Consider the following 21386-nt stretch of genomic DNA (forward strand, 5'->3'; position numbering starts at 1 on the left):
TTACACCCTTTCGATGTCGTGACGACCGAACAGCCCGTGCGGACGGATCATGACGGTAAGAATGAGCACGGCAGCGACGATAAGCTCACGGCTTCCGCCTCCGACAAGCGGATCGAGGAAATCAGCGCCAACGTTTTCGACGACGCCCAGGATGATGCCTGCGATCACGGCGCCAAGGATACTGTCGAGACCACCGAGAACGGCAACCGTCAGACCTTTGAGAAGCAACAGCGACAGCGCCTGATCGACACCCTGAATCTCGCCCCAGATAACGCCAGCGGCGATGGCAACAACGGATGCCAATGCCCAGGACAACCCAACTCCGCGTTCAACCGAGATGCCGACCGACCACGAAGCCATGTAATCATCCGCGATCGCCCGCAGCTTGATCCCGGTCCGGGTTTGGAAGAACAGCATGAAGCCGACAAACAAGGCAAGCGCGACACCGGCACCGACCAGATGGATGCGGCTGATGAAGATGTCGCCCAGGAACAGCGGATCATAGCTGACGCCCAGTTCCATCGAACGCGACGTTCCGCCCCAGATGGCAAGTGTCGTACCCCGCAGGAAAATGTCGAGGCCGAGTGTCAGCATCAAGATCATGACAACCGGCCGACCTGCGAGACGGCGCAGGGCAACACGCTCGATACCGAACCCAAGGGCGAACATGACAACCGCAGCCAGAGGGATGGCCAGCCACAAGGGCAAACCCACATCGCGCGCCAGAGCCAGGACCACATAGGCCCCGACCATGGTCAACCCGCCCTGCGCCAGATTGGGCACCGAAGACGCCTTGTAAATCAGCACGAGGCCGATGGCGAATAGCGAATACAGCAAACCCGTCAAGGCTCCGTTGATCGCAAGCTCTGATAGAAAGACCCAGTCCATTTATACCTCCCTGATAGGAAGGCTTCTTTCGACCTTCCCTACTTCCCCGGTCTCGTAAGTCACCTGCGCGCTTACGTGGACCTCTTTTGAACCGTCGTAGAGCGCCGCGATCACGTCAGCATAGCGTTCCTGAACGACCTTGCGCCGCAGTTTTCGTGTCCGTGTGATTTCACCATCGTCCGGGTCGAATTCTTTCGGCAGACTGACAAAGCGTTGCAGGCGCAATGGTTCGGTGACGGCCTTGTTGACCCGTTGGAAGGCCTCGCGAAGCAACGTCGCGACCTCTTCACGCTGAGAAAGATCGGCATATGACACGTAAGGTACGCCGTTCACTTCGGCCCAGTGCCCCACGGCCTCGAAATCCACGCAGACCATCGCCGTCAGTTCCTTCAGCCCGGCGCCAATCACGGCCGCATCCTTGATATACGGGCTGAATTTCAACCGGTTCTCGATGTAGTTTGGAACGTAACGTTCACCGTCGGCGGTGTGCATGACCTCGGAGACACGGCCCAGAACAACCAGGTGTCCGTCGTCTTCCAGATAGCCGGCATCGCCGGTATGCAGCCACCCGCCCTCAAGCGCTTCGGCGGTCGCTTCGGGTTTGTTGAAATACCCTTCGAACACGCTGTCCGAGCGCACCAGGATCTCACCGTCTTCGGCAATGCTGACCTCGACGCCAGGCGCGGGTTTGCCAACCGTATGAAGACGGACCTCGCCCGGAGCCTGAATCGCGTTGATCGCGCTGTTCTCGGTCTGGCCGTAGAGCTGACGCAACTTGATCCCCAGGGCGCGGTAGAATACAAAGGTGTCTTCCCCGATCGCTTCACCGCCGGTGAACGCATTCTTTAGGCGGCTCATCCCGAACTGGTCCTTGATCGGACCGAAAACCATCACCTCGCCCAGAAGCCGGCCCAATGGCTCAAGTACACCGCCGCTTTTGCCATTCAGCTTGTTCATTTCAGCTGCGATGGCCCGATCCATGAAGAAATGGTACAACCATTTCTTGACCGGGGTCGAATTCTCGATACCGACCTGGATCGTCGTCAGCATCTGGTCCCAGCTTCTTGGCGCCGCCAGATAGAATGTCGGAGCGATTTCGCGCATGTCGCGCACAACCGTTTCCTGACGTTCCGGCACGTTCACGGTGAACCGCCAAAGCAGGGCCGCCGCGACGGTAATGGCAAAATCGCCCACCCAGGCCATCGGCAGATAGGCCAGGATTTCCTCGTTTTCGTCGAATGCGCCCGCTGCATGCCCGTTCTTAGCGGCAGCAAGAACATTTTTCTGACTTAGAACGATACCTTTCGGCTTGCCCGTGGTCCCTGACGAATGCATGAAGATGGCCGGATCTTCGGGTTTCGCACGACCGTAAAGCTCTTCGCGCAGGCCGGGGGCTTCATTCAGATCGTGCTGACCGACTTCAATCAGGTGATCCCAGGACATCAGCCCTTCGACCTCATAGAAACCAAGGCCCCGCGCTTCGTCATAAATGATGTGGTCGACCCCCTCGGCGCCCGCGTCCTTCAGCTCCAGGATCTTGTCAACCTGTTCCTGATCTTCAGCGATGGCCGCGACGATTTCGACTTCGCCAAGAAAGTGCCGGAGTTCTTCGAGCGTCGCGCCGGGATAGGCAGGCATTGCATAGGCACCCAGCAACGAAATAGCCAGCATTCCGCCATACAGCCGCGCCCGGTTGTCGCCCAGGATAAGCACCGCCTTGCCCGGTGTTACGCCGATTTTCTCAAGCCCGGCCGCGCAGGCCAGCACCTCTTCGGCGTATTCCGCCCATGTGGTTTCCTTCCAGATCCCACGCTCTTTTTCGCGAAGCGCGATTTCCGAACCGTGTTTCGAGGCGTTCCGCGCCAGAATTGCGCCGATCGTGTCGCCGCCCGAAGACTGTTTCTTCGTCAAATCAGTCATGCGACCCTCCGATATATGCCTCGATGACCCGCGGGTCCTTCACAACCTCCTTGGGGATGCCACTGGCGATCATTTCACCATAATTCAGGGCCAGCATCCGATCACAAATGCCGGTGATGACATCCATATGGTGTTCGATCAGCAGAACGCTGACGCCGCGTTCGGCACGGGCATCCAGAATGAAACGGGACATATACCCTTTCTCTTCCTGGTTCATGCCGGCCATCGGTTCATCGAGAATCAGCATCTGTGGCTCGGCCACCAATGCCCGCGCCAGCTCAACCCGTTTTTTCAACCCGATCGGAAGGCCATCGACCAACTCATGCCGGATGCTCTCGAGTTGTAGAAACTCGATCACCTCTTCGACGATCTTGCGGTTTTCGATTTCTTCACGCTGTGCTGCCCACCAGTAAAGCGCGGTGCGCAGAACGCCCGGTTTCATGTGGATGTGCCGCCCCAGCAGGATGTTGTCCAGAACGCTCATCCCGTTGAACAAGGCAAGATTCTGGAACGTCCGGGCGACGCCGAGCTTGGCAACCTTGTGAGGTGCCGTACCCGTGATTTCCTTTCCTGCCAACCGGACAGTCCCCACATTCGGTGGGTAGAACCCGGTAATTGCGTTCGTCAGTGTTGTCTTGCCGCTGCCGTTCGGGCCGACAAGTCCAAAGATTTCCCCTTGTCGAATAACGAGGTCAACACCGGTGACAGCGACGATGCCGCCGAACCGTCGTTCGACCCCGCTGCACTCCAGTATCGCCCCATCATCGGCTCCGATTGCTGTTTTAATCCTTGTCGTCATCTAGATATCATTGTCCCCCTAAGGTTCACGGCCAACATCAGGTAATCCGGAAGTAGTCCGGCCGCCCCGTTGGCCATGGATCCCCCCACAATTGCTGCCCACCGTCGGTGTTCAGAACTTCTCCGGTTACGAATTTCCCTGAATTCGCCGCCATATAGACAACCCCTTCAGCGACATCCCATTCGTCCCCGGCGTGCCGCATCGGGTTGGAGTCCTGAAAGGTCGCAGAACCCTCCGGAGGGTAGTTCCCGAAACCGTTGCTTTCGCAGCAACCCGGCGCCACGCAGTTCACTCGGATACCGTGCGGGGCCCACTCCACCGCAACCGACTTGGACAGGTAAACTACCCCTGCCCGGGCCGCACAGGTATGCGCGATGCCGGGCATGCCGCGCCAGATATCGGCCACGATGTTGACGATGGAGCCCGATTGCTTGTTGGCAACCCAGTGGCGCGCCGTGGATTGCATCATCCACCACGTGCCGTTCAGGTTGGTGTCTATGACCGCATTCCAGCCCTTTGGACTAAACTCCAACGCTGCTTGCGGAAACTGACCCCCAGCATTGTTCACCAATACGTCAATCGCCCTGAACTCCTGGTTCGTCTTGGCGACAAAATCCTCGACCTGCTCAGGCTCCCGGATGGTCATAGGCACAGCGAAAACTTCGCCCCCGAAACTTTCAAGGAACTCCTTGGCCAAAGCCAGTTTCTCTTCGTTGCGTCCATTGATCGCCAGATTGGCCCCGAGCCTTGCGAACAAGGTCGCAATTGCCAGCCCCAATCCGCCTCCGGCCCCGGTCACCACAACGACTTTGCCGGTGAATAAACCGCTTGCGTAAACGGTTGCACGTTTTGATAGGTCCTCCCTCGAAGACCCAAACTGCGTCTTATTCATGACGCCTCCTCCCATTCCCCACTAGGGGTATCTGCCAGTAATCTAACGTGTGTTAGAAAATTGGTCAAGACACCTTTTCCCACCAGCCCCGCCCGTTATCTCCGATCAGTAAGACTTTGGAAGTCCAAGGGCTTTTTCTGCTATGAACGACAAAAGCATCTGCGGTGTCACCGGTACGATGCGGAACAGCAGAGCTTCCCGTACCAGTCGCTCCACGTGATATTCCTTGGCGTATCCGAATCCGCCAAATGTAATTTGCGCGGCTTCGGTCGCCTCAACCGCAGCGTCGGCGGCCAAAAGTTTGGCGGCGTTCGCCTCGACGCCGCAGGGCTCTCCCGCATCGTAAAGGGCGGCGGCGTGCATCACCATGAGATTGGCAGATTCCACCCGCGCCCAGGCTTTGGCGAGTGGATGCTGAACACCCTGATTTTGGCCGATCGGGCGGTCAAAAATCACACGTTCGTTTGCATAATGCGCCGCTCGCGCCAGTGCGTTGCGCGCAATACCTATGCATTCTCCGGCCACCAGGATGCGTTCGGGATTCAACCCGTGCAGAATTTGCCTAAAGCCTTTGCCCTCCTTCCCGATAAGGTCCTCAGCCGGAATCGGCAACCCATCGATGAAAACTTCGTTCGAATCGACAGCCTTTCGACCCATCTTTTCGATCTCTCGCACATCGACGAAATTTCGGTCGAGATCTGTATAGAACAGGCTCAGCCCTTCGGTCGGGCTGCTCACATCCTCTAGCCGCGTTGTTCTGGCCAGAAGCAACATCTTGTCCGCCACCTGCGCGGTAGAAATCCAGACTTTTTGTCCGTGCACGACATATCTGTCCCCCTGCCGCACCGCCATGGTCTTCAGCTTTGTGGTGTCTAACCCGGTCGTCGGTTCGGTTACGGCGAAACAGGCCTTTTCATCGCCTGCTATTAGAGGGCCAAGCATACGCGCGCGCTGCTCATCGGTCCCAAACTTCACCACCGGGTTGAGCCCGAAAATGTTCATGTGGATGGCCGAGGCTCCGCTTGCGCCGGCCCCCGACTCGGCAATTGCCTGCATCATTATGGTCGCCTCGGTGATCCCCAGACCCGCGCCGCCGACAGCTTCTGGCATGGCGATACCTAGCCAGCCGCCATCGGCCATTGCCCTGTGCAGATCATGGGGAAAACCACCGTTGCGATCCCGATCCAGCCAATAGTCGTCGTCGAACCCTGCGCAAATCCGCAGAATCTGGTCGCGAATCTCTTGTTGGTCGGCGGTCAATCGAAATGTCATAGCGCGCGCCCTCCCTCCAATCTTACGAGCCCAGCCTCACATAGGGCAGCGATCCGCTCATCGTTAAAACCAAGATCACGCAGAATGCTTTGGCTGTCTGCGCTAGGCGGTCGTCCCAGCCAACGAAGCTGACCGGGCGTCGCGCTGAGATGAGGGACCGGACCAATGACCTGGGTCTGTTCGCCGTCGACCGACACGATGTCCCCACGATGGCGTATCTGCTCGTTCGTCATGATCTCTTCGACGCTCAACACACGCGAGGCAACCGCATCATGGCGGGCGAATACCGCTTCCACTTCCTTAGCCGTGTGCTGCGTGACGAAATCATTGATCGCGTCAAAGACCACCGTCATGTGCCGCGACATCTCGCCCAATGTCGCGAACCGCGGGTCATCGGCGAGGGCATCGCCTCCGACCGCCCGCAACAGGCGCTGCGCGGTTTCCGCGCTCCCTGCCGAAACGCTCAGCCACACCCCATCGGACGTTCGGAACATCCCCCCCGGAGCAAAGTCCATCGGCTGGCGCAGCCCATTGCGTCGCGGCGAGAGGTTCGCGCCAGTCAATGCGGGAACAGGATAATCCATCAACCGAAGCAGGGCCTCGAATACTGCAATATCGACGACCTGACCGCGTGCTATCCCCTTTTCGCGAGCAAATAGCGCGATCATGATTCCCAAAGCGCCCATTAGCCCTGTCGTGCTGTCAGCCGCCGGAAAGCCGGGGTGCATCGGCGGCCCGTCGGGAAAACCGGTCAGATGCGCTAATCCACTCATGGCCTCCGCAGCACGCCCAAACGCTGGCAGGTCGCGCATCGGACCGTCCTGTCCGTAACCTGAAACCCGCAAGACAACCAAGTCCGGGTTCCAATCGTGCAAGACGTCTGGCCCAACACCGGCACGTTCCAGCACACCCGGTCGGAAATTCTCGATCAGCACGTCGGCATCTTCGACCAACTTTCGCAGGATGTCCCGGCCCTCGTCGGACTTCCAGTCCAGACCTAGTGTTTTCTTGTTACGGCCCAAAGTCTTCCACCAGACGCCCACCCCATCCTCTGCCTTGGGTCCAAGGTCGCGCATCATATCCGTCCGGTTGGGGGCTTCGATCTTGATGACATCTGCACCAAAATCCGAGAGTAAAGCTGCCGCAAGTGGTCCGGCAATTACGTGACCAAGTTCTATAATCTTCAGTTGATCAAGGGGTCCAGACATCTGCACTTTCGACTTTGCTAATTTTCTAATGATTGTTCGATTTCTAGCAAAGGCGAAGTCGGATCTCAAGATTCAAAGGTAATCACCTCCCCGAAAACGTAACCGCCCGGTTGTTACCATGGATCAGTTCATTGGCGTCCAGTTCCATGGAAGCGGTTCGTTGAGCGGGTTGGTCATGTGATTGTGGATGCGGTCGAGGATTTCGGCCAGCCAGGCTTGCCGATCGAGGCCGTTCATCTTGGCTGTCTCGACAAGGGACATCGCCCGGGACAGCGTTTCGCCACCGCTGTCGGAGCCTGCAAAAAGCCAGTTTTTTCGCCCGATGCTGATCGGGCGCATGACGCGCTCGGCGGTGTTGTCGTCGATGCCGACGCGGCCATCTCCAAGGAAGAGCTCGAATGACGGCCAGCAGCTGAGACCATAGCGGAAGGCCTTCGCGAGATCGCCCTTGCCGGGAATGCGTAGCAGTTGGGCCTCGGTCCATGCCTTGAAGGCCTAGACCATGGAGCGGGAGTGCGCCTGGCCTGCTGCCAGCCGCAGTTCCGCTGTATTTCGTGCCCTCACGAATTATGGCCAGCCGTGCGTTCTTTCAGGCCTGCGGGACGAAGCGCTCGTCTTTGGCGGCACCGAAGTGGCTCCGACATTCGGCGGTTTTCTCGAAGGCGCGCTTGAGGCGACGGAACATGCCTACACCGTCCTTAAGACGGGTCGAGGGCGCTCAGAGAAACGCTTATAACTGCATCTGCGTTCAGGCTGTCGCTGGGGAACCTGAAGGAGCGTTTTCTTGTTTAGGCGGCTTGATCAAGAAGAACAGCGCATACAATACCGGCACCGCGACCAGTGTCAGGATCGAGGCGAACGCGAGGCCACCCATGATTGTGACAGCCATCGATGCGAAGAAGGCGTCTGATATGAGCGGAGTCATACCGAAAATCGTTGTGCCCGCAGCCAGCACGACGGGCCTCAAACGGCTGACCGAGCCATCGATTACCGCCTGATAGTCCTCGACACCTTCGGCGCGTTGCTGATCGATTTCTTCCACCAGCACAATGGCATTCTTCATCAGCATCCCGGAAAGGGACAAGAAGCCGAGAAGCGCCGTGAACGTGAACGGTAGCCCAGTGAACAGCAGACCGAGAACCATCCCCGTGACCGACATCGGAACCACGAGCCACAGGATCAGTGGCTGGCGCACTTTGTTGAACATCAGGATCGAAATTGTCAGCATTACCAGAAAGCCCAAGGAAAGCTGTTTGCCGAGGCTTGCCTGCGCCTCTCCCGCGCTTTCGAACTCGCCGCCCCATTCCATCGTGTAGCCTTCGGGAAGCCGAATAGCTTCGATATCAGTGCGGACACTGCGAAATGCCTCATCTGCTGTCAGATCGCCACCTGCACCACCGAGGACCGTTATCGTACGCTCACGGTCGCGGCGGTGGATAAGCGCCTCGACGAGGCGGGGCTCGAAGCTGGAGACGAGGTTGGTCATCGGCACGTAATCATTTGCACCCGGCGACCAGACGGAGAGATCGCGCAAACGATCCAGCCCGTCGCGCTCGACCTCGGGAAGCCGCAGATACATAGGGATTTCGGCATCGCCTTCGCGCAGGGTGCCGACCCGCAGGCCCGAGGTCCCGTATTGCACGGTGTCGGAAATCGATCCGCGAGTCGCACCGGCCAACCGCATGCGAGCCTCGTCGACGATGGGTTCGACGAGAATTTCGCGCTGCCGCCAGTCTGTGCGCGGGTTTGTGATCGTGCCGGCCTCGTCGAAGATCGCAAGCGCGTTATCCGATAGCTGCCGGAGGACTACCGGATCGGGTCCCGAAAAGCGAACGGCGACATCGGCCCCGGCAGGCGGACCGAAGACGATCTCCTCGACGCGGATAAGAGCATTGGGGAATTGCGCCGGCAGTTCGCGATTGAGACGCGCCGCAACATCGGGGATGAGTGTGGCATCGGTCGCACGCACGATCAGCTGACCGTAGCTCGCATCGGCCTGCTCAGGGTTGTAGGTCAGCATGAAGCGGCTGGCCCCTCGCCCGACAAGCGTTGTCACGTCCGTCACTATCTCCTCGCCTAAGATGATCGCCTCGAGCCGGGCCATTTCTTCATTCGTGACTCGAATGTCCGTGCCCTGCGGCATCTGGAATTCGACGTAGAATATCGGGGTGTTCGACGCCGGAAAGAAAGCCTGCTTGACTTGGCCGAAGGCCATGACCGACCAGACCGTGATTCCGACGACCGTCAGGACGACGAGCACGCGGGCGCGCAGCGCCATCCAGAGGAAACCGCGATAAGCCGAATAGACTAAGCCGCGATAGGGGTCCTTGGAGGTGTCTCTTGGCGCCTGTGTCGCTGCGCGCCTATGCCGGCCGGATCGTGCTGGTGTCGGGCCAGGATGTCATCGCCGAGCACAAGCGTCGCTTCACCCGCAATGTCAGCTATTTTGAACCTTGGCATTACGTGCCGTTGCTGGATCGCAAGCCCGGCGCCCTGCGCGACGGTGCTCCATTTGTGGACTGGCAACTGCCTGAGGCCATGCATCGGATCAGGGAGCATTACATGGCCGGCAAAGGCGGGGATCGGGAGTTCGTCGATCTGCTTCTGCTGGCCCAGGATCACGGGATCGAGGTGGTCGAGACGGCTTGCGAACTGGCGGTGCAACAAAACACCCTGCGCCTGCCCGCCATCATCAACCTGATTAACCAGTTGGTGGAGCCGGCCATCACGCCGCTCAGCGACGCCTATACCTATCCGCAGCTGACGTTGCGGCCCGAGGCCGATTGCAAGCGCTATGAGGCACTGTGCTCGGCTGAGGAGGCTGCCGCATGAACGTCCTCATCGACCAACTGACCGCCCTGAGGCTGCACGGAATGGCAGCTTGCGCCCATGATTTGCTGTCCGCGCGCAAGCCACCAAGTCTGACCACAGCGATAAAGCAACTGATCGACGCTGAGACTGTAGAGCGGCGGGTGCGCTCCATCCAGTATCAAATGAGGATTGCGAAGTTCCCCCATCACAAGGACTTCGCCACCTTCGATTACGGTGCGGCCGCGGTTACCCAGAGCCAGATCGAACCGTTCTGCTCAGGCCAGTTCACTGAGGAGGCGCACAATCTCATCCTGGTGGGTGGAACCGGAACAGGCAAAACCCATATCGCCATCGCTTTGGGCACCACCTTGATCAACAACGGCAAGAAGGCGCGCTTCTTCAATGCCGTCGATCTGATCAACGCCCTGATCAAGGAACAGGCCGAGGGCAATGCCGGGAAGATCATCCGGCAACTCTCAGCGCTGGATTGTGTCATCATCGACGAACTGGGCTACATTCCGTTCCCCAAGTCCGGCGGCGCATTGCTGTTCCATCTGATCAGCAAACTTTATGAGAAGACCAGCGTCATCATCACGACGAACCTGGAGTTCGGAGAATGGGTCTCAGTCTTCGGCGATGCCAAGATGACAACCGCGCTTCTGGATCGTGTCACACATCATTGTGCCATCATCGAAACAGGCAACACGTCATACCGATTTGCACAGAGCAAGCGACGCAGAAAAACATAAACGTCGCGCTCGCAAAGCCCCCAGACGGACTCGCTATGTGAGGGCGGCCCGCCTGGGGGCTTTGCGCCACATAGGGTGGGTCAATTTTAAACGCTGAAACCGGGTCAGTTTTAAACGCTCATTGACACTGGGCAGCGCCGTGCGCGAAGGCTGCGACAGCCCAGACAGTTTGGCGGTGCGGCTTCATTTGACTCGATCAGTATCTCGAGTTGCCGCCCGCCGACATTATGACTCTATCCGACATCATATTCAGCCAGGCAGTCCCAACGAGAGCTTTGACGATACTCTTGAGCGCATCCGAAATGCAGACATAATGGCCAGCTTCGACGATTTAGATGATCTTAGCGGGGATAGTTGAAAGGTTGCTCGGCAGCGAAAACGCGATCGCCCCCGGGGGGAACGTTTACGAAATTGGTTACGGCTGCATGGTCCGACGCTACGTACTTTTGGCTATGAACTTAGTGCACCCGCATCCTCCAGCTGCTCCCGATCGGGAAGATCGCGCAGGGACTCCAAGCCGAAGGCGACAAGGAACTGTTCGGTGGTCACGAAGGTATAGGGCGCCCCGCGTCGAGGGGATCGCGGCCCAGTGCCGATGAGGCCCCGCGCATGCAGCCGCCCGATTAGGTCACGGCTGATTTCCTTGCCAAAGATATCCTTGAGCCCGTCGCGCGTGATCGGTTGGTGATAGGCGATGGCGGCCAGAACGGCGATGTCAAACTCGCTCAGGTCCATCAGTTGATCCCCGACATCCGCCGCGGCGCGGATCGCGGGCGCGTAGGCGGGTCGCGTCCGGAATATCCACCCGCCAGCGACCTGTGCGATCTCAAACGCCCGCCCGTCCAGATCGGCAGCAAGGTCCTCGACCAACAGGTCGACCTGCGCCCCCTGCCCCACGACCCGCGCCAGATCTTCGCGCGGCACCGGCGACGCCGAAGCGAACAGCACCGCCTCGATCCGGCGCATCCATTCCCTCCAGCGCAATGCCGGCGGCAGATCAGAGAGCTCGCGATTCAGATCCGGTTTTGACCGATCCACTCGCCATCCCTACACCCCATACAGCCGGAAGGCGTCGCGCCCGGTCAGCTCGCGCACCGCGCCCAGATCGACCAGCCGGTCACAGAGCCGCCGCGCGGCGCGATCCGGCAAGGGCAAGGCCGAGGGCGCGACAGCATCGCGGGTCAGGAACATCTCGACCGCGTCGCCGGCCCCCTTGGCCCGCAGTTTCGGAGCGACCGCTTTCAGATGCGCCGCCCGACGCGCGAGATCGGCAGCAAGGCGCACGGCCTCGACCGTCGACGAGGTGAGCGCGCGATGACAGGCCAGCCGCAAGTCTTCCCCACGCTTGCGCAGGTCGGCGCGTTTCAGGCCCGGGGCCAGCAGCGGCACGAGATGATCCCAACCGAGGGCTTGGGAAAGGGCCGCATCCGCAAGGATCAGCCCCGGAACGTCGGCCCGCGGCGCCTCGCGCAGCACTGCTTCCAAAACCAGTCCGGCACGCCTGACCGGTGCCCCCTGCCCCGCGTCCAGCCACGCGGCGATCTGGCCCGGCCCGAGGGTCGGCAAGGCTCGGCCCAGGGCCTTGATCGACACCGGCCGCTCCATCGCGCGCCGCCAGGCCAGGTAGACCTCGCCCGCCGGGCCGGGCAGATCGCCGGGGCGCAGAAGGTGCACTGCATCACGCAGCTCCCCTGCCCTCTCGGGACGCCCCGAAAACGCGACACAGGCCTCGGCCGCGCGCAGGGTCAGCCGCGCCCGCAACAAGGCTTTGGGCACCTCCTCGCGTGCCAACACAAGATGCAGGTGGTTCAATGCCGCGCCCGACAAAAACGCCACATCTTCAGGGGTTTCCGAACGTCCGGAGGTGACCCAGGCGGGCATCCGGGGTAACGTATCAAGGTCGCTGATGTGATCCGGTCGGGCAAATGTCATGCCTCCGACGCTACCTCGCCACGGCGCTTTTTGCCAGATATTTCCGCATAAACCGCCGCACTTTGCATTTCACAGCTATATCCAATAAGTTTGCATTATCGGACATATAAAGATATGCTCCGCGACATGTCAGAAAACACCGAGAAATCGAGCTCAGAGGCGGCAAACGGGCCTTCGATCAACGAGGACAACGAGCGCGACGCTGGGTCCAGTGAGGCTCTCACGCTTCCTTCCTCTGTGGCTGGATCCGGCGCGCTCGACCGCCTTGTCGAAACCGCCCGCGACTACGCCCGCGCCGCAGCCTCGGACAACACGTTGAAGGCCTATGCCAAGGACTGGGCGCATTTCGCGCGCTGGTGCCGGATGAAAGGCACCGAGCCCTTGCCCCCGCCGCCGGAGATGATCGGGCTCTACCTTGCCGATCTGGCATCAGGGTCGGGCCCCTCCCCTGCCCTGTCGGTTAGCACCATAGACCGCCGCCTGTCGGGCCTCGCCTGGAACTACGCGCAGCGGGGTTTCACCCTCGATCGCAAGAACCGGCACATCGCCACCGTGCTGGCCGGGATCAAGCGAAAGCACGCGCGCCAGCCGGTGCAGAAGGAAGCGATCCTGCCGGAGGATATCCTCGCCATGGTGGCCACCCTCCCCTTCGATCTACGCGGGCTCAGGGACAGGGCGATCTTGCTCTTGGGCTACGCTGGCGGTCTCAGGCGCTCCGAGATCGTCAGCCTCGATGTCGGCAAGGATGATACTCCCGACAGTGGTGGTTGGATCGAGATCCTTGAGGATGGTGTGATATTGACATTGAACGCCAAAACCGGCTGGCGCGAGGTCGAGATCGGCCGGGGATCGAAAGAACAGACCTGCCCCGTACATGCCCTCGAGCAATGGCTGCACTTCGCGAAAATCGACTTCGGTCCGGTCTTCGTCGGCACCTCACGGGATGGCAAACGCGCTTCCGAAACGCGACTGAACGACAAACATGTGGCCCGCCTGATCAAACGCACGGTCCTGGATGCCGGCATCCGATCCGACCTGCCTGAGAAGGACCGCCTGGCGCTGTTCTCCGGTCACTCGTTGCGCGCCGGCCTCGCCAGTTCAGCCGAAGTTGATGAGCGCTACGTCCAGAAGCAGCTAGGTCACGCATCTGCCGAGATGACCCGTCGCTACCAGCGCCGTCGAGACAGGTTCAGGGTGAACCTGACCAAAGCCGCGGGATTGTGACGATCAGTCGTCAAGCAGATAGGCCGTGAGGTTCTGGTGGGCATGCAATATGCGAATGATCTCGATCCCCTGCCCTTCCATTCGGTAGATCACCAGGTGCACGCCACTGGGATGAATGCGAACCGGGGGTGAGAACTCGTCGCGTTCCCGGGCCATTTCTGGAAAGTCGGAAAGCAGGTCGAATAACGAAAACAGACCATCAGCATAGCGATCTGCCTGTTCGATGCCCCAGTTCGCTGCGCCGTAGTGCCAGATGTCGGACAAGTCGGTTTCAGCGGCGGATCGAATGATCCAACGGCTATTTTCCGGCATATTCAGCGCGCATCCGGGACTTGAACGTGCTGCGATCAAGCGGGGCTGCCGGCCCGCTGGCGAGGCCTGCGTCGACAGCAGCCTGAATTTCCGCAACGGCCTCACGACGGGCGCGGTCACGCCGGATCAGGTCGCGAACATAGTCGCTGGAATTGGCATAGCGTCCAGTTTTTGACTGTTCTTCCACCCAACTCTTCATCGGAGCCGGTATTGAAATATTCATCGTAGCCATGGTCATCTCCCTCTCAAGAAAATGTATGGCAAAGATTGCCAAAATACAAGGGCAGCTCATACACGCACTGCCAAACGGTCGTTTATTGGAGATATCTTAAATTGCAAACGGCCGGATTTCATGCCCCTGATTGGCTATGCGCGCGTATCGACAGAGGATCAGACACCCCTGCCCCAGTCTGAGGCCCTGCAAATCGCGGGATGCGTCGAAATCTTCGAAGAACACGCCTCAGGCGGCAACCGCGCGCGGCCAGTGCTTGCGCGCGTTCTCGAACGCGTTCAGATCGGCGACACGCTGGTCGTCGTGCGGATCGACCGGCTTGCGCGGTCCTTGTCGCATCTTCTCGAGGTGATCGAGAGTCTGGAGGCGAAGGGTGCCTTCTTCCGCTCCCTGCAAGACCCGATCGACACGTCCTCACCGCAGGGCAAGTTTACGCTGCAGGTTCTGGGCGCCGCAGCCGAGTTCGAACGCGCTCTGATCCGCGAACGCACAAAGGCCGGGCTTGCCTCTGCGCGCGCCAAGGGTCGCGTTGGTGGCAATCCTGGGCTAAGCGCCAAGGATCCCGTCGCGCTGCGCAAGGTGCGGCTGGCGCGACAGGACGGCTACATGGAGCGCCTGAACGAGACCGCGCAGGATTGGGTACCCCATGTGCGCCGCTTGCGCCCCGATATGGCTTGGGAAGACGTCTTGCAGATTATCAATGGCCCCCTGCCCCATGATCGACGCTGGACGCAAAGCCGCTTGCTTCGCGCCGTAAAGGCATATGTGCGCGACGGGTTTCTGCCCGATGAAGTGCTTGGCCGCGCCGGACGCCGCGAAACCGACGATCGCCTGCCTGCCATCGTGGCGGCCATCAAAGGTTCGGACCCCGATATCACGCTACAGGCGATCTGCGACCGATTGGAATCCATGCGTGAGCGGACTCCACGGGGACGTACAAGCTGGCAACCGTCCTCCGTCAGGATGCTGTTGGAACGGGCGGAGCGACTTGGGTTGCTGGTCAGGCAAATGGATTGACGACGCGCAGCCGATCTTCGACCAGCAATCCGTCGTGCATGTCCTCAGTCCATAACGTCGTGCACCCAGCGATCAGCGCGGCAGACACGATCATCGAGTCATAGACCGATAACTGGTACTTCGCTGCCAACGCGCGACCCACTTGATGGGTTTGAATCGTGAGGTCCTCGACAGGGCATAAGGACTTAATACCCTCAAGAAACGCTCCGGTATCTTCCCAACTGAGACCAGCTTTCCGTCGGCAATTTACCATCGCTTCGTTCAGGACCTGAACGCTGATCCGGGGTCCCTGCCCCAGAATTTCCTCCGCCCTCTCAGCCTTTGGACCATCGTCGAGCAGGTAGAGCACAACATTCGTGTCTGCGAATTCAGCGCTCATGCGCGGCGTCGCGGCTTAGACGCGCGTCCTTGGGCAGTTTTCCGCGAAACCGCCTTAGCCCTTGTAGAACTTCATCGGCGCGAGGTTGGCGTCTCACAAGAATGGTTCCATCGTCCTTTACCAGGTCGACCTGATCGCCTTCCTTTAAGCCGAGTTCTCTCACAAGATCCGCGGGTAGCCGGACGGCAAGGGAGTTTCCCCATTTGGCAACTTGCATCTTGTCCTCTCATGCATGGATAAACATCCAATAATGTATATCCAGAACTGCCAAAAGGCAAGCTCTGGTGCGCTCAAAGCCATGCTGGAGCCCTCCGACAAGAGTTCTCCCCTGTCCCTTTTCGTGAGATGCGGTGCGTTACACCATGCAGCAGGAAGCCTAACAGCCTTGTGTTCGGTGACGACCCGCCCACTAGATGTGGAAAAACCTTGCGCGAATCCGACTCTTGCGCCAATAGTCACGGAAACGAGGCAAAAAACGTCAATTTCCGTGAACACGCCAAAGACGCGATGTCTCGGAAGCGAGAGGGCAGATGGATAATACCTTTGTGCATGAGGATCTCAACGCGGTGATCCGCCAGCATTCGGAATGGCTGGCGAACCAGTTGCATTCGCAACGTGAGAGCCTGTTTCCACCCGATGCCGAGAAGACCATGCGCAAATTCACCTCTGGTGAGGCTGCGGCGCTGCTCGGCGTAAACGATTCCTATCTTCGCAAACTCAACTTGGATGGCAAAGGGCCTTCTCCCGAGCTGACCGCCGGCAACCGTCGTCTTTACTCGGCGCAGGATATCCAAGCGCTGCGTGTGCTCCTTGAAAAAACCGCTCGCAAGCCGGGCGATTACGTTCCCGGACGACGAGAGGGTGATCATCTTCAGGTCATCGGCGTGATGAATTTCAAGGGCGGGTCCGGAAAAACAACAACCTCTGCCCATCTCGCCCAACGGCTTGCCCTGCGCGGATATCGTGTGCTGGGCATTGATCTTGACCCACAAGCTTCCTTCACCGCGCTGCACGGCGTTCAGCCGGAATTGGACCTCGAAGATGGCGGCACTCTCTACGATGCGATCCGCTATGAGGACCCGGAGCCGATCCGGTCGGTCATCCGCAAGACCTATATCCCCAATTTGGACTTGATCCCCGGCAACCTCGAATTGATGGAGTTCGAGCACGACACCCCGCGCGCGCTGGCGCAGGGCAATGCCGGACTTTTCTTCTTCCGCGTGAAGGAGGCGCTGGCCCAGGTCGATGAGGACTACGACGTGGTCGTCATAGATTGCCCGCCGCAGCTTGGCTTTCTGACCATGTCCGCCCTGTCCGCGGCCACGGGCGTTCTGGTGACCATCCATCCAGAGATGCTCGATGTGATGTCCATGTCGCAATTCCTCCGCATGACAGCCGACCTCATGGACGTGATTGCCGAGAGCGGCGCTGACATGTCTCATGACTGGATGCGCTATGTTTTGACCCGCTACGAGCCGCAGGATGCGCCGCAGAACCGCATCGTGGCTTTCCTGCGAACAATGTACGGCGAAGCCGTGCTGAATTCGCCCATGTTGAAGTCTACAGCCATCTCAGATGCGGGCCTGACCAAGCAGACACTTTATGAAGTGGAACGCAGCGCGTTCACGCGTTCCACCTATGATCGCGCGATTGAGAGCCTGAATACGCTAAATGACGAGATCGCCGACCTAATCCAGAAAACCTGGGGGCGCACATGACCAGTGGCAAGAAGAAGCGCATGTCAATGCTGGACAGTCTCGCGGCAGCTGGGGCCCCCTCCCCTGCCCCTCAGACAGGTGCTGTGACACCGATGATGACCTCGAATCGCGCCCTTCGGTCCGCCCGCGACGCGGTCGATTCCCATCATGTTTGGGAACTGGACCCGGCGAGCATCGAAGACGGGCGTATGGCGGACCGGCTTGACCCGGCCGATGTAATGGATTTGCGCGATGCGATTGAGGCGAACGGTCAGACTGTTCCGATCCTCGTGCGACGTGCGCCGGGTGAAGATGATCGCTACCTTTTGGTCTATGGGCGACGCAGGCTGGAGGCGATCCGTCAGTCCGATAAGGTTACCAAGGTTCGCGCGTTAGTCACCAACCTGGATGACGACAGCGCTCTGCGTGCTCAGATTTCGGAGAACATGGGTCGGCGCGATTTGTCTTTTATTGAAAAGGCCCTGTTCGCAAAGGACCTTGTGTCGTCCGGCTTCGGAAATCAATCTCAGGTTGCAGAAATTCTTACCGTCACGAAGTCGTCCATATCTATGGCGATCGCGATCGCGGACATGGTCGGGCCGGATCTGGTACGCGCCATTGGCGCCGCCCATGGCATTGGCCGACCCCGATGGGAATCCCTTGGTCGGGCCATCGACGAGAATGGTCTGGACCGCGAGGACCTTATCGGGATCGCGAAAGAGGCACGTGAAAATGCCGAGACCTCCATGGTGGTGGATGACATTGCCTCTACCAATGACCCGTCCATCCAAACGTTCCTGGCCGTAGAAAAGGCTGTGACCAAGGCGATTAAACCGGCCAAGTCGCCCTCCCCTGCCCCACCTTCCAGCGTCCCGCTGAAGATCGGCGGCAAACGCGGCGGCACGGTCAAACGCACTGCCAAGGGCCTATCGATCGAGTTGGCGGATGGAGACTTCGCCGATTGGGTCGAGACGCAAGTGCATGACATGATTGAAGACCTTCACGAACGCTGGAAGCAGCGGTCGGAAGACTGAGGAAGAGCAGAAATCAAAGAAGGAGGCACGAAAAGGCAAAAGAAAAGGTCCCGCAAAGCGACCACTCCACGAGACCCTAACTTGTTTCTAGCACCTTCAAGGTAGTGTCCGGAGCTATTTTCCGCAAGTCCAAAGTGATTCGCGGACCGGGATATTTTTGTCTTCGTGAATGACAAAATGGACTACACGCCCGTAACGCCGTTCCGGCGAACGATAGATGCTGCCATCCTGAAACATCAGGCAGCGACCCAGGAAGACCTGCCCCCAGTCGGCGCCAACAAGTGGGAGGTCCTGAGGGAGCTCGCTGCCGCTCGAGTCGCGTTCGGCTTGTCCGATCGGGATTTGACGGTGCTTCAGGCGCTGGTCAGCTTTCACCAAGCGACAATTCTCGGAGGCAATGACAGCGAATTGATTGTACATCCGTCCAACAAGGCGATTTGCGAGCGCCTGAACGGCATGCCCTGCTCGACGATGCGGCGCCACCTCTCCAACCTTGTGCAGACTGGCTTTGTTGTCCGGCGCGATAGCCCCAATGGGAAGCGCTATGCCCGCCGCTACGGCGACGAAAAGGTTGCGTTTGGGTTCGACCTCTCTCCGCTCGTTCGACGCTTCCAGGAGGTTTGTGAGGCCGCTGAGACCGTCCGGGCCGCAGAAGAGCGGTACAAGCGCCTACGTGCCACTGTGAGCCTCATGCGGCGTGACCTCGCAGGGCTGGCCGAGTACGGGCGCTCACTTCGTCCGGATCAGGGCGTCTGGGACCAATTCTCTGATCTTGCGGCCCTAATGGCCCGAGATCTTCGCAGAAAACTCGAAATGGAAGACCTTAGGCGCATCGAAGACTCTTTGGGGTCAGCCTTAGATCACGCCAGAAACCTTCTGGATGGCTGTGAAACAGAAAATATGAGCACCAATGATGCTGTTTCTGAGCAGCACTATCAGAATTCAAATAAAGACTCTTATGATCTTGAACCTCGCTTAGAAAAAGCGCGGGGCGGAGGCGTTGCGCGCGATATTCCAGAAGTTGCCGATAGCCCTCTGTGTTCTGAAGATGAGGCGAACCCAACGGCAATTACTGACGATCAACTGATGCCGAATATACCGCTTGGTCTCGTCCTCGCCTCCTGTCAGGAATTCAAAGCTTATTCCGAGCAGCCTGTTCGCCACTGGCACGATCTGGTCCGTGTAGCTGATGTGGTCAGGCCCATGATGGGTATTTCCCCGTCCGCGTGGGACGAGGCGAAACGCTATATGGGTCCCGAAGAAGCGTCTGTTGTGATCGTTGCAATGCTTGAACGGTTTGCGGATATCCGATCACCTGGAGGCTACTTGAGAACCCTATCTTCAAAGGCAGCAATTGGGGAGTTCTCCTGCGGTCCGATGATCATGGCCTTGATGCGGCGGGATGCTGCATGATGAGTTCACAGCTGTGAACTCGGCTGACAAGTAGGATAGCTCGGGATAGTTCACAGCTGTGAACTTCTTTCCAACACGGTCAGAGGCAGCGCTCGCGGACTTGGCCAGAAACAGGGTGCTTCGGTTGCCAGTCACACGGGCATGTCACCGTCTCCAAAGAGGTTTGGAAAGAGCCGCTCTCGATAATCCAACGGAAACGCCAACCGAACCGGCGTCTTCGGCGAGACGGACGTCATGTATCCGGCGGCGGTCAGTTTACTCAGCGTGTTGCGAGCAGTACGCTCGGACGTCTTGAGCACAATCTGCGCATCGCCTCGTTCCAGTGCCCCATGACGAAGAACCGCCGAGATTAGTTCCGGCGCTCGCTTGTCATCGATGGTATCTGCAACAAGACGACGATACCGTTGGTCCAATCCGCCGAGATCGAACAATCTTGCTGAGAAGCTGATCTGGTCGAGCGTCACCTTTAGGAACCATTCACTAAACGTCTTCAGTGCCGCTTCTGACAGGTTCCCCCGTCCGTCGCGGTCTCCGCGGCGTGGACTGTCGGCCAGATCCATCATCCGTTTGTACTCGCCCCGATCGGTTAGCCCGCGGGCCAGCCCACGTGATACGGACCAGAGCCCTTGGCCACCAATCCCCGCTGTGAGGGCCATGGCATGAGACATCAGTCTGCTGACACGGCCGTTACCATCCGGGAAAGGGTGGATGTAGTTGAGCCGGTGATGCGCAGAGGCGATCGCAATGATCCGTCCGCTCGAAGACCGCGCCGCAATCTGAAATCGTTTGTCGAAGTGGTCCATGAATGCCGCGACGCGCGACGATGAAGGAGGTAGGTGGCGCCCGACCGCAACTTCCCGATCATCATCCTGGCGCATGCGTCCCGGAACGATGGGCTCTTGTGTGCCGTCGGGATGTTCGATGACCCGAAACTCATTCGGCATCTCGTCGTAGAAGCTCTTATGGACCCAAGTCAGGAATTCGACGGATGTGGGGCGGGGCAGGGTGCCCTTGCGATGCATCTCGTCGATGGCCCGTTGAACGATGACGTGCGCCCGGGCCTCAAGGGCGAGGGGACGGGTTTCTTCCTCAAGCTCGGCACCAGCCAGCGCCCTTTCGATATCGCGGGGGCGCGTGTTGTGTCCTTCGATCAGGTTGGAGTAATAGCAGTTCATCACACGGACGAGATCGGCAAGCTCAGCTGCGCTGTCAGGATGCAACCCTTGTCCCAGCCCGGTGGCTTCCCTCTGGATGTCGACCGAAAGGTCTGCCAGTTCTGTAGGAATATGCTCCTCGAAGAAGCAGGGTTCGATCCTGGCGGGTGTTTCCAGCATTTTGCCGATCTTCCATGTTTGCAAAGTATTTGAAAAATAAACACATTTCGTACTTTCAAGCAAGGTTTTGCCGATATGCGTTGCCGATCTTGCCTGCCGATCTGGAATTGCTGCATGAAATCAATGGCTTCGGCAGAAGGGCCGGGCTTTTCGGTTTTGTTGTGTGCCCAAAGGGGCCGGAAAAAGAGAAAGTGTTCTTCGGGTTTTGTGACTGACGGATGAGGGCCTTTGGGGTCCCTCAGATGGGTCCGGGCCGGGTTCCGGTCTGCCGTT

General features: G+C 59.0%; 21 protein-coding genes and 2 pseudogenes. 8 read left to right on the forward strand and 15 right to left on the reverse strand.

Translation table 11 applies throughout. The features are described from left to right. From RBB32_RS15490 to RBB32_RS15525, 8 genes and pseudogenes are all read right to left on the reverse strand, one after another. Positions 1-888 carry a branched-chain amino acid ABC transporter permease gene (locus RBB32_RS15490; protein WP_306154047.1) on the reverse strand — a complete coding sequence of 296 codons (888 nt, stop codon included), beginning with the start codon at positions 886-888 and terminating at the stop codon, positions 1-3. Further along, on the reverse strand, positions 889-2808 hold the full coding sequence (locus tag RBB32_RS15495) for a long-chain fatty acid--CoA ligase (protein ID WP_306154048.1): 1920 nt from the start codon (positions 2806-2808) through the stop codon (positions 889-891). It abuts the gene before it with no gap. Further along, entirely contained in the window at positions 2801-3607 is an 807-nt protein-coding gene (locus tag RBB32_RS15500) for an ABC transporter ATP-binding protein (protein ID WP_043753103.1), read from the reverse strand. The genes RBB32_RS15495 and RBB32_RS15500 overlap by 8 nt, the downstream gene beginning before the upstream one ends. 37 nt (positions 3608-3644) lie before the next feature. Next, on the reverse strand, positions 3645-4406 hold the full coding sequence (locus RBB32_RS15505; RefSeq protein WP_306154051.1) for an SDR family oxidoreductase: 762 nt from the start codon (positions 4404-4406) through the stop codon (positions 3645-3647). Positions 4407-4604: 198 nt separating this feature from the next. Beyond that, on the reverse strand, positions 4605-5771 hold the full coding sequence (locus RBB32_RS15510) for an acyl-CoA dehydrogenase family protein (RefSeq protein WP_306154053.1): 1167 nt from the start codon (positions 5769-5771) through the stop codon (positions 4605-4607). Continuing rightward, the gene (locus tag RBB32_RS15515; protein WP_142494384.1) at positions 5768-6979 is read right to left on the reverse strand and encodes a CaiB/BaiF CoA-transferase family protein; all 1212 of its coding nucleotides are present in this window, start codon (positions 6977-6979) and stop codon (positions 5768-5770) included. Before RBB32_RS15515 ends, RBB32_RS15510 begins: the two co-directional genes overlap by 4 nt. A 123-nt stretch (positions 6980-7102) precedes the next feature. Continuing rightward, positions 7103-7525: pseudogene (locus RBB32_RS15520) on the reverse strand (transposase); the annotation flags it as partial. Positions 7526-7727: 202 nt separating this feature from the next. Further along, a pseudogene (locus RBB32_RS15525) lies at positions 7728-9269 on the reverse strand (efflux RND transporter permease subunit); the annotation flags it as partial. Positions 9270-9319: 50 nt separating this feature from the next. On the opposite strand from RBB32_RS15525, the gene RBB32_RS15530 reads away from it, so the two are divergent. Further along, positions 9320-9811 (forward strand): hypothetical protein, encoded by a 492-nt coding sequence (locus RBB32_RS15530; RefSeq protein WP_306154055.1) that lies wholly within the window; start codon positions 9320-9322, stop codon positions 9809-9811. Continuing rightward, entirely contained in the window at positions 9808-10539 is a 732-nt protein-coding gene (gene istB / locus RBB32_RS15535; RefSeq protein ID WP_306154057.1) for an IS21-like element helper ATPase IstB, read from the forward strand. Before RBB32_RS15530 ends, istB begins: the two co-directional genes overlap by 4 nt. A 450-nt stretch (positions 10540-10989) precedes the next feature. Here the strand turns inward: istB and RBB32_RS15540 are convergent, their stop codons facing one another. Continuing rightward, complete coding sequence (locus RBB32_RS15540; protein WP_306154059.1) at positions 10990-11505, reverse strand: SMC-Scp complex subunit ScpB; 516 nt, start codon at positions 11503-11505, stop codon at positions 10990-10992. A gap of 81 nt (positions 11506-11586) precedes the next feature. Beyond that, a complete protein-coding gene (locus RBB32_RS15545; protein WP_306154060.1) occupies positions 11587-12471 on the reverse strand; it encodes a DUF1403 family protein in 885 nt (294 codons plus the stop codon). Positions 12472-12597: 126 nt separating this feature from the next. On the opposite strand from RBB32_RS15545, the gene RBB32_RS15550 reads away from it, so the two are divergent. Next, positions 12598-13695, forward strand: a complete 1098-nt coding sequence (locus RBB32_RS15550; protein WP_371931074.1) for a tyrosine-type recombinase/integrase — start codon at positions 12598-12600, stop codon at positions 13693-13695. A 3-nt stretch (positions 13696-13698) separates the two neighbouring features. Here RBB32_RS15550 and RBB32_RS15555 read toward each other — a convergent pair whose 3' ends face one another. Then, a complete protein-coding gene (locus tag RBB32_RS15555) occupies positions 13699-14007 on the reverse strand; it encodes a type II toxin-antitoxin system RelE/ParE family toxin (protein WP_306154062.1) in 309 nt (102 codons plus the stop codon). After that, a complete protein-coding gene (locus RBB32_RS15560) occupies positions 13994-14239 on the reverse strand; it encodes a type II toxin-antitoxin system ParD family antitoxin (protein ID WP_306154064.1) in 246 nt (81 codons plus the stop codon). Before RBB32_RS15560 ends, RBB32_RS15555 begins: the two co-directional genes overlap by 14 nt. A 120-nt stretch (positions 14240-14359) precedes the next feature. Here RBB32_RS15560 and RBB32_RS15565 point away from each other — a divergent pair, with 120 nt between their 5' ends. Further along, positions 14360-15256, forward strand: coding sequence for a recombinase family protein (locus RBB32_RS15565; protein WP_027263653.1), 897 nt, complete (start codon positions 14360-14362; stop codon positions 15254-15256). On the opposite strand, the gene RBB32_RS15570 is transcribed toward RBB32_RS15565, so the two are convergent. Continuing rightward, positions 15240-15635, reverse strand: coding sequence for a PIN domain-containing protein (locus tag RBB32_RS15570; protein WP_017467198.1), 396 nt, complete (start codon positions 15633-15635; stop codon positions 15240-15242). The genes RBB32_RS15565 and RBB32_RS15570 overlap by 17 nt on opposite strands. After that, entirely contained in the window at positions 15625-15852 is a 228-nt protein-coding gene (locus tag RBB32_RS15575; RefSeq protein ID WP_009815510.1) for an AbrB/MazE/SpoVT family DNA-binding domain-containing protein, read from the reverse strand. Before RBB32_RS15575 ends, RBB32_RS15570 begins: the two co-directional genes overlap by 11 nt. A 313-nt stretch (positions 15853-16165) precedes the next feature. Here RBB32_RS15575 and repA point away from each other — a divergent pair, with 313 nt between their 5' ends. The 3 genes from repA (at position 16166) to repC (ending at position 19779) form a co-directional block, all read left to right on the forward strand. After that, on the forward strand, positions 16166-17353 hold the full coding sequence (gene repA, locus RBB32_RS15580) for a plasmid partitioning protein RepA (RefSeq protein WP_027263652.1): 1188 nt from the start codon (positions 16166-16168) through the stop codon (positions 17351-17353). Further along, positions 17350-18366, forward strand: coding sequence for a plasmid partitioning protein RepB (gene repB / locus RBB32_RS15585; RefSeq protein WP_057796633.1), 1017 nt, complete (start codon positions 17350-17352; stop codon positions 18364-18366). Before repA ends, repB begins: the two co-directional genes overlap by 4 nt. 177 nt (positions 18367-18543) lie before the next feature. Further along, positions 18544-19779: a plasmid replication protein RepC gene (gene repC, locus RBB32_RS15590; protein WP_064260193.1), complete on the forward strand. Its 1236-nt coding sequence runs from the start codon at positions 18544-18546 to the stop codon at positions 19777-19779. Between the two features lie 131 nt (positions 19780-19910). On the opposite strand, the gene RBB32_RS15595 is transcribed toward repC, so the two are convergent. Further along, a complete protein-coding gene (locus tag RBB32_RS15595; RefSeq protein ID WP_027263649.1) occupies positions 19911-21113 on the reverse strand; it encodes a Fic family protein in 1203 nt (400 codons plus the stop codon). An 89-nt stretch (positions 21114-21202) separates the two neighbouring features. Here RBB32_RS15595 and RBB32_RS15600 point away from each other — a divergent pair, with 89 nt between their 5' ends. Further along, on the forward strand, positions 21203-21328 hold the full coding sequence (locus tag RBB32_RS15600; RefSeq protein ID WP_268793849.1) for a hypothetical protein: 126 nt from the start codon (positions 21203-21205) through the stop codon (positions 21326-21328). The last annotated feature ends 58 nt before the right edge of the window (positions 21329-21386 follow it).

Origin of the sequence: Roseovarius sp. MMSF_3281, from assembly GCF_030733685.1 — a bacterium.
Classification (GTDB): Bacteria; Pseudomonadota; Alphaproteobacteria; order Rhodobacterales; family Rhodobacteraceae; genus Roseovarius.

What these genes read in the sequence shown, in the direction of transcription:
- RBB32_RS15490 (WP_306154047.1), bottom strand. Translation starts at nt 888, where the DNA reads ATGGACTGGGTCTTTCTATCAGAGCTTGCGATCAACGGAGCCTTGACG.
- RBB32_RS15495 (WP_306154048.1), bottom strand. Translation starts at nt 2,808, where the DNA reads ATGACTGATTTGACGAAGAAACAGTCTTCGGGCGGCGACACGATCGGC.
- RBB32_RS15500 (WP_043753103.1), bottom strand. Translation starts at nt 3,607, where the DNA reads ATGACGACAAGGATTAAAACAGCAATCGGAGCCGATGATGGGGCGATA.
- RBB32_RS15510 (WP_306154053.1), bottom strand. Translation starts at nt 5,771, where the DNA reads ATGACATTTCGATTGACCGCCGACCAACAAGAGATTCGCGACCAGATT.
- RBB32_RS15515 (WP_142494384.1), bottom strand. Translation starts at nt 6,979, where the DNA reads ATGTCTGGACCCCTTGATCAACTGAAGATTATAGAACTTGGTCACGTA.
- istB (WP_306154057.1), top strand. Translation starts at nt 9,808, where the DNA reads ATGAACGTCCTCATCGACCAACTGACCGCCCTGAGGCTGCACGGAATG.
- RBB32_RS15540 (WP_306154059.1), bottom strand. Translation starts at nt 11,505, where the DNA reads ATGCGCCGGATCGAGGCGGTGCTGTTCGCTTCGGCGTCGCCGGTGCCG.
- RBB32_RS15545 (WP_306154060.1), bottom strand. Translation starts at nt 12,471, where the DNA reads ATGACATTTGCCCGACCGGATCACATCAGCGACCTTGATACGTTACCC.
- RBB32_RS15550 (WP_371931074.1), top strand. Translation starts at nt 12,598, where the DNA reads ATGTCAGAAAACACCGAGAAATCGAGCTCAGAGGCGGCAAACGGGCCT.
- RBB32_RS15555 (WP_306154062.1), bottom strand. Translation starts at nt 14,007, where the DNA reads ATGCCGGAAAATAGCCGTTGGATCATTCGATCCGCCGCTGAAACCGAC.
- RBB32_RS15560 (WP_306154064.1), bottom strand. Translation starts at nt 14,239, where the DNA reads ATGGCTACGATGAATATTTCAATACCGGCTCCGATGAAGAGTTGGGTG.
- RBB32_RS15565 (WP_027263653.1), top strand. Translation starts at nt 14,360, where the DNA reads ATGCCCCTGATTGGCTATGCGCGCGTATCGACAGAGGATCAGACACCC.
- RBB32_RS15570 (WP_017467198.1), bottom strand. Translation starts at nt 15,635, where the DNA reads ATGAGCGCTGAATTCGCAGACACGAATGTTGTGCTCTACCTGCTCGAC.
- RBB32_RS15575 (WP_009815510.1), bottom strand. Translation starts at nt 15,852, where the DNA reads ATGCAAGTTGCCAAATGGGGAAACTCCCTTGCCGTCCGGCTACCCGCG.
- repA (WP_027263652.1), top strand. Translation starts at nt 16,166, where the DNA reads ATGGATAATACCTTTGTGCATGAGGATCTCAACGCGGTGATCCGCCAG.
- repB (WP_057796633.1), top strand. Translation starts at nt 17,350, where the DNA reads ATGACCAGTGGCAAGAAGAAGCGCATGTCAATGCTGGACAGTCTCGCG.
- repC (WP_064260193.1), top strand. Translation starts at nt 18,544, where the DNA reads ATGGACTACACGCCCGTAACGCCGTTCCGGCGAACGATAGATGCTGCC.
- RBB32_RS15595 (WP_027263649.1), bottom strand. Translation starts at nt 21,113, where the DNA reads ATGCTGGAAACACCCGCCAGGATCGAACCCTGCTTCTTCGAGGAGCAT.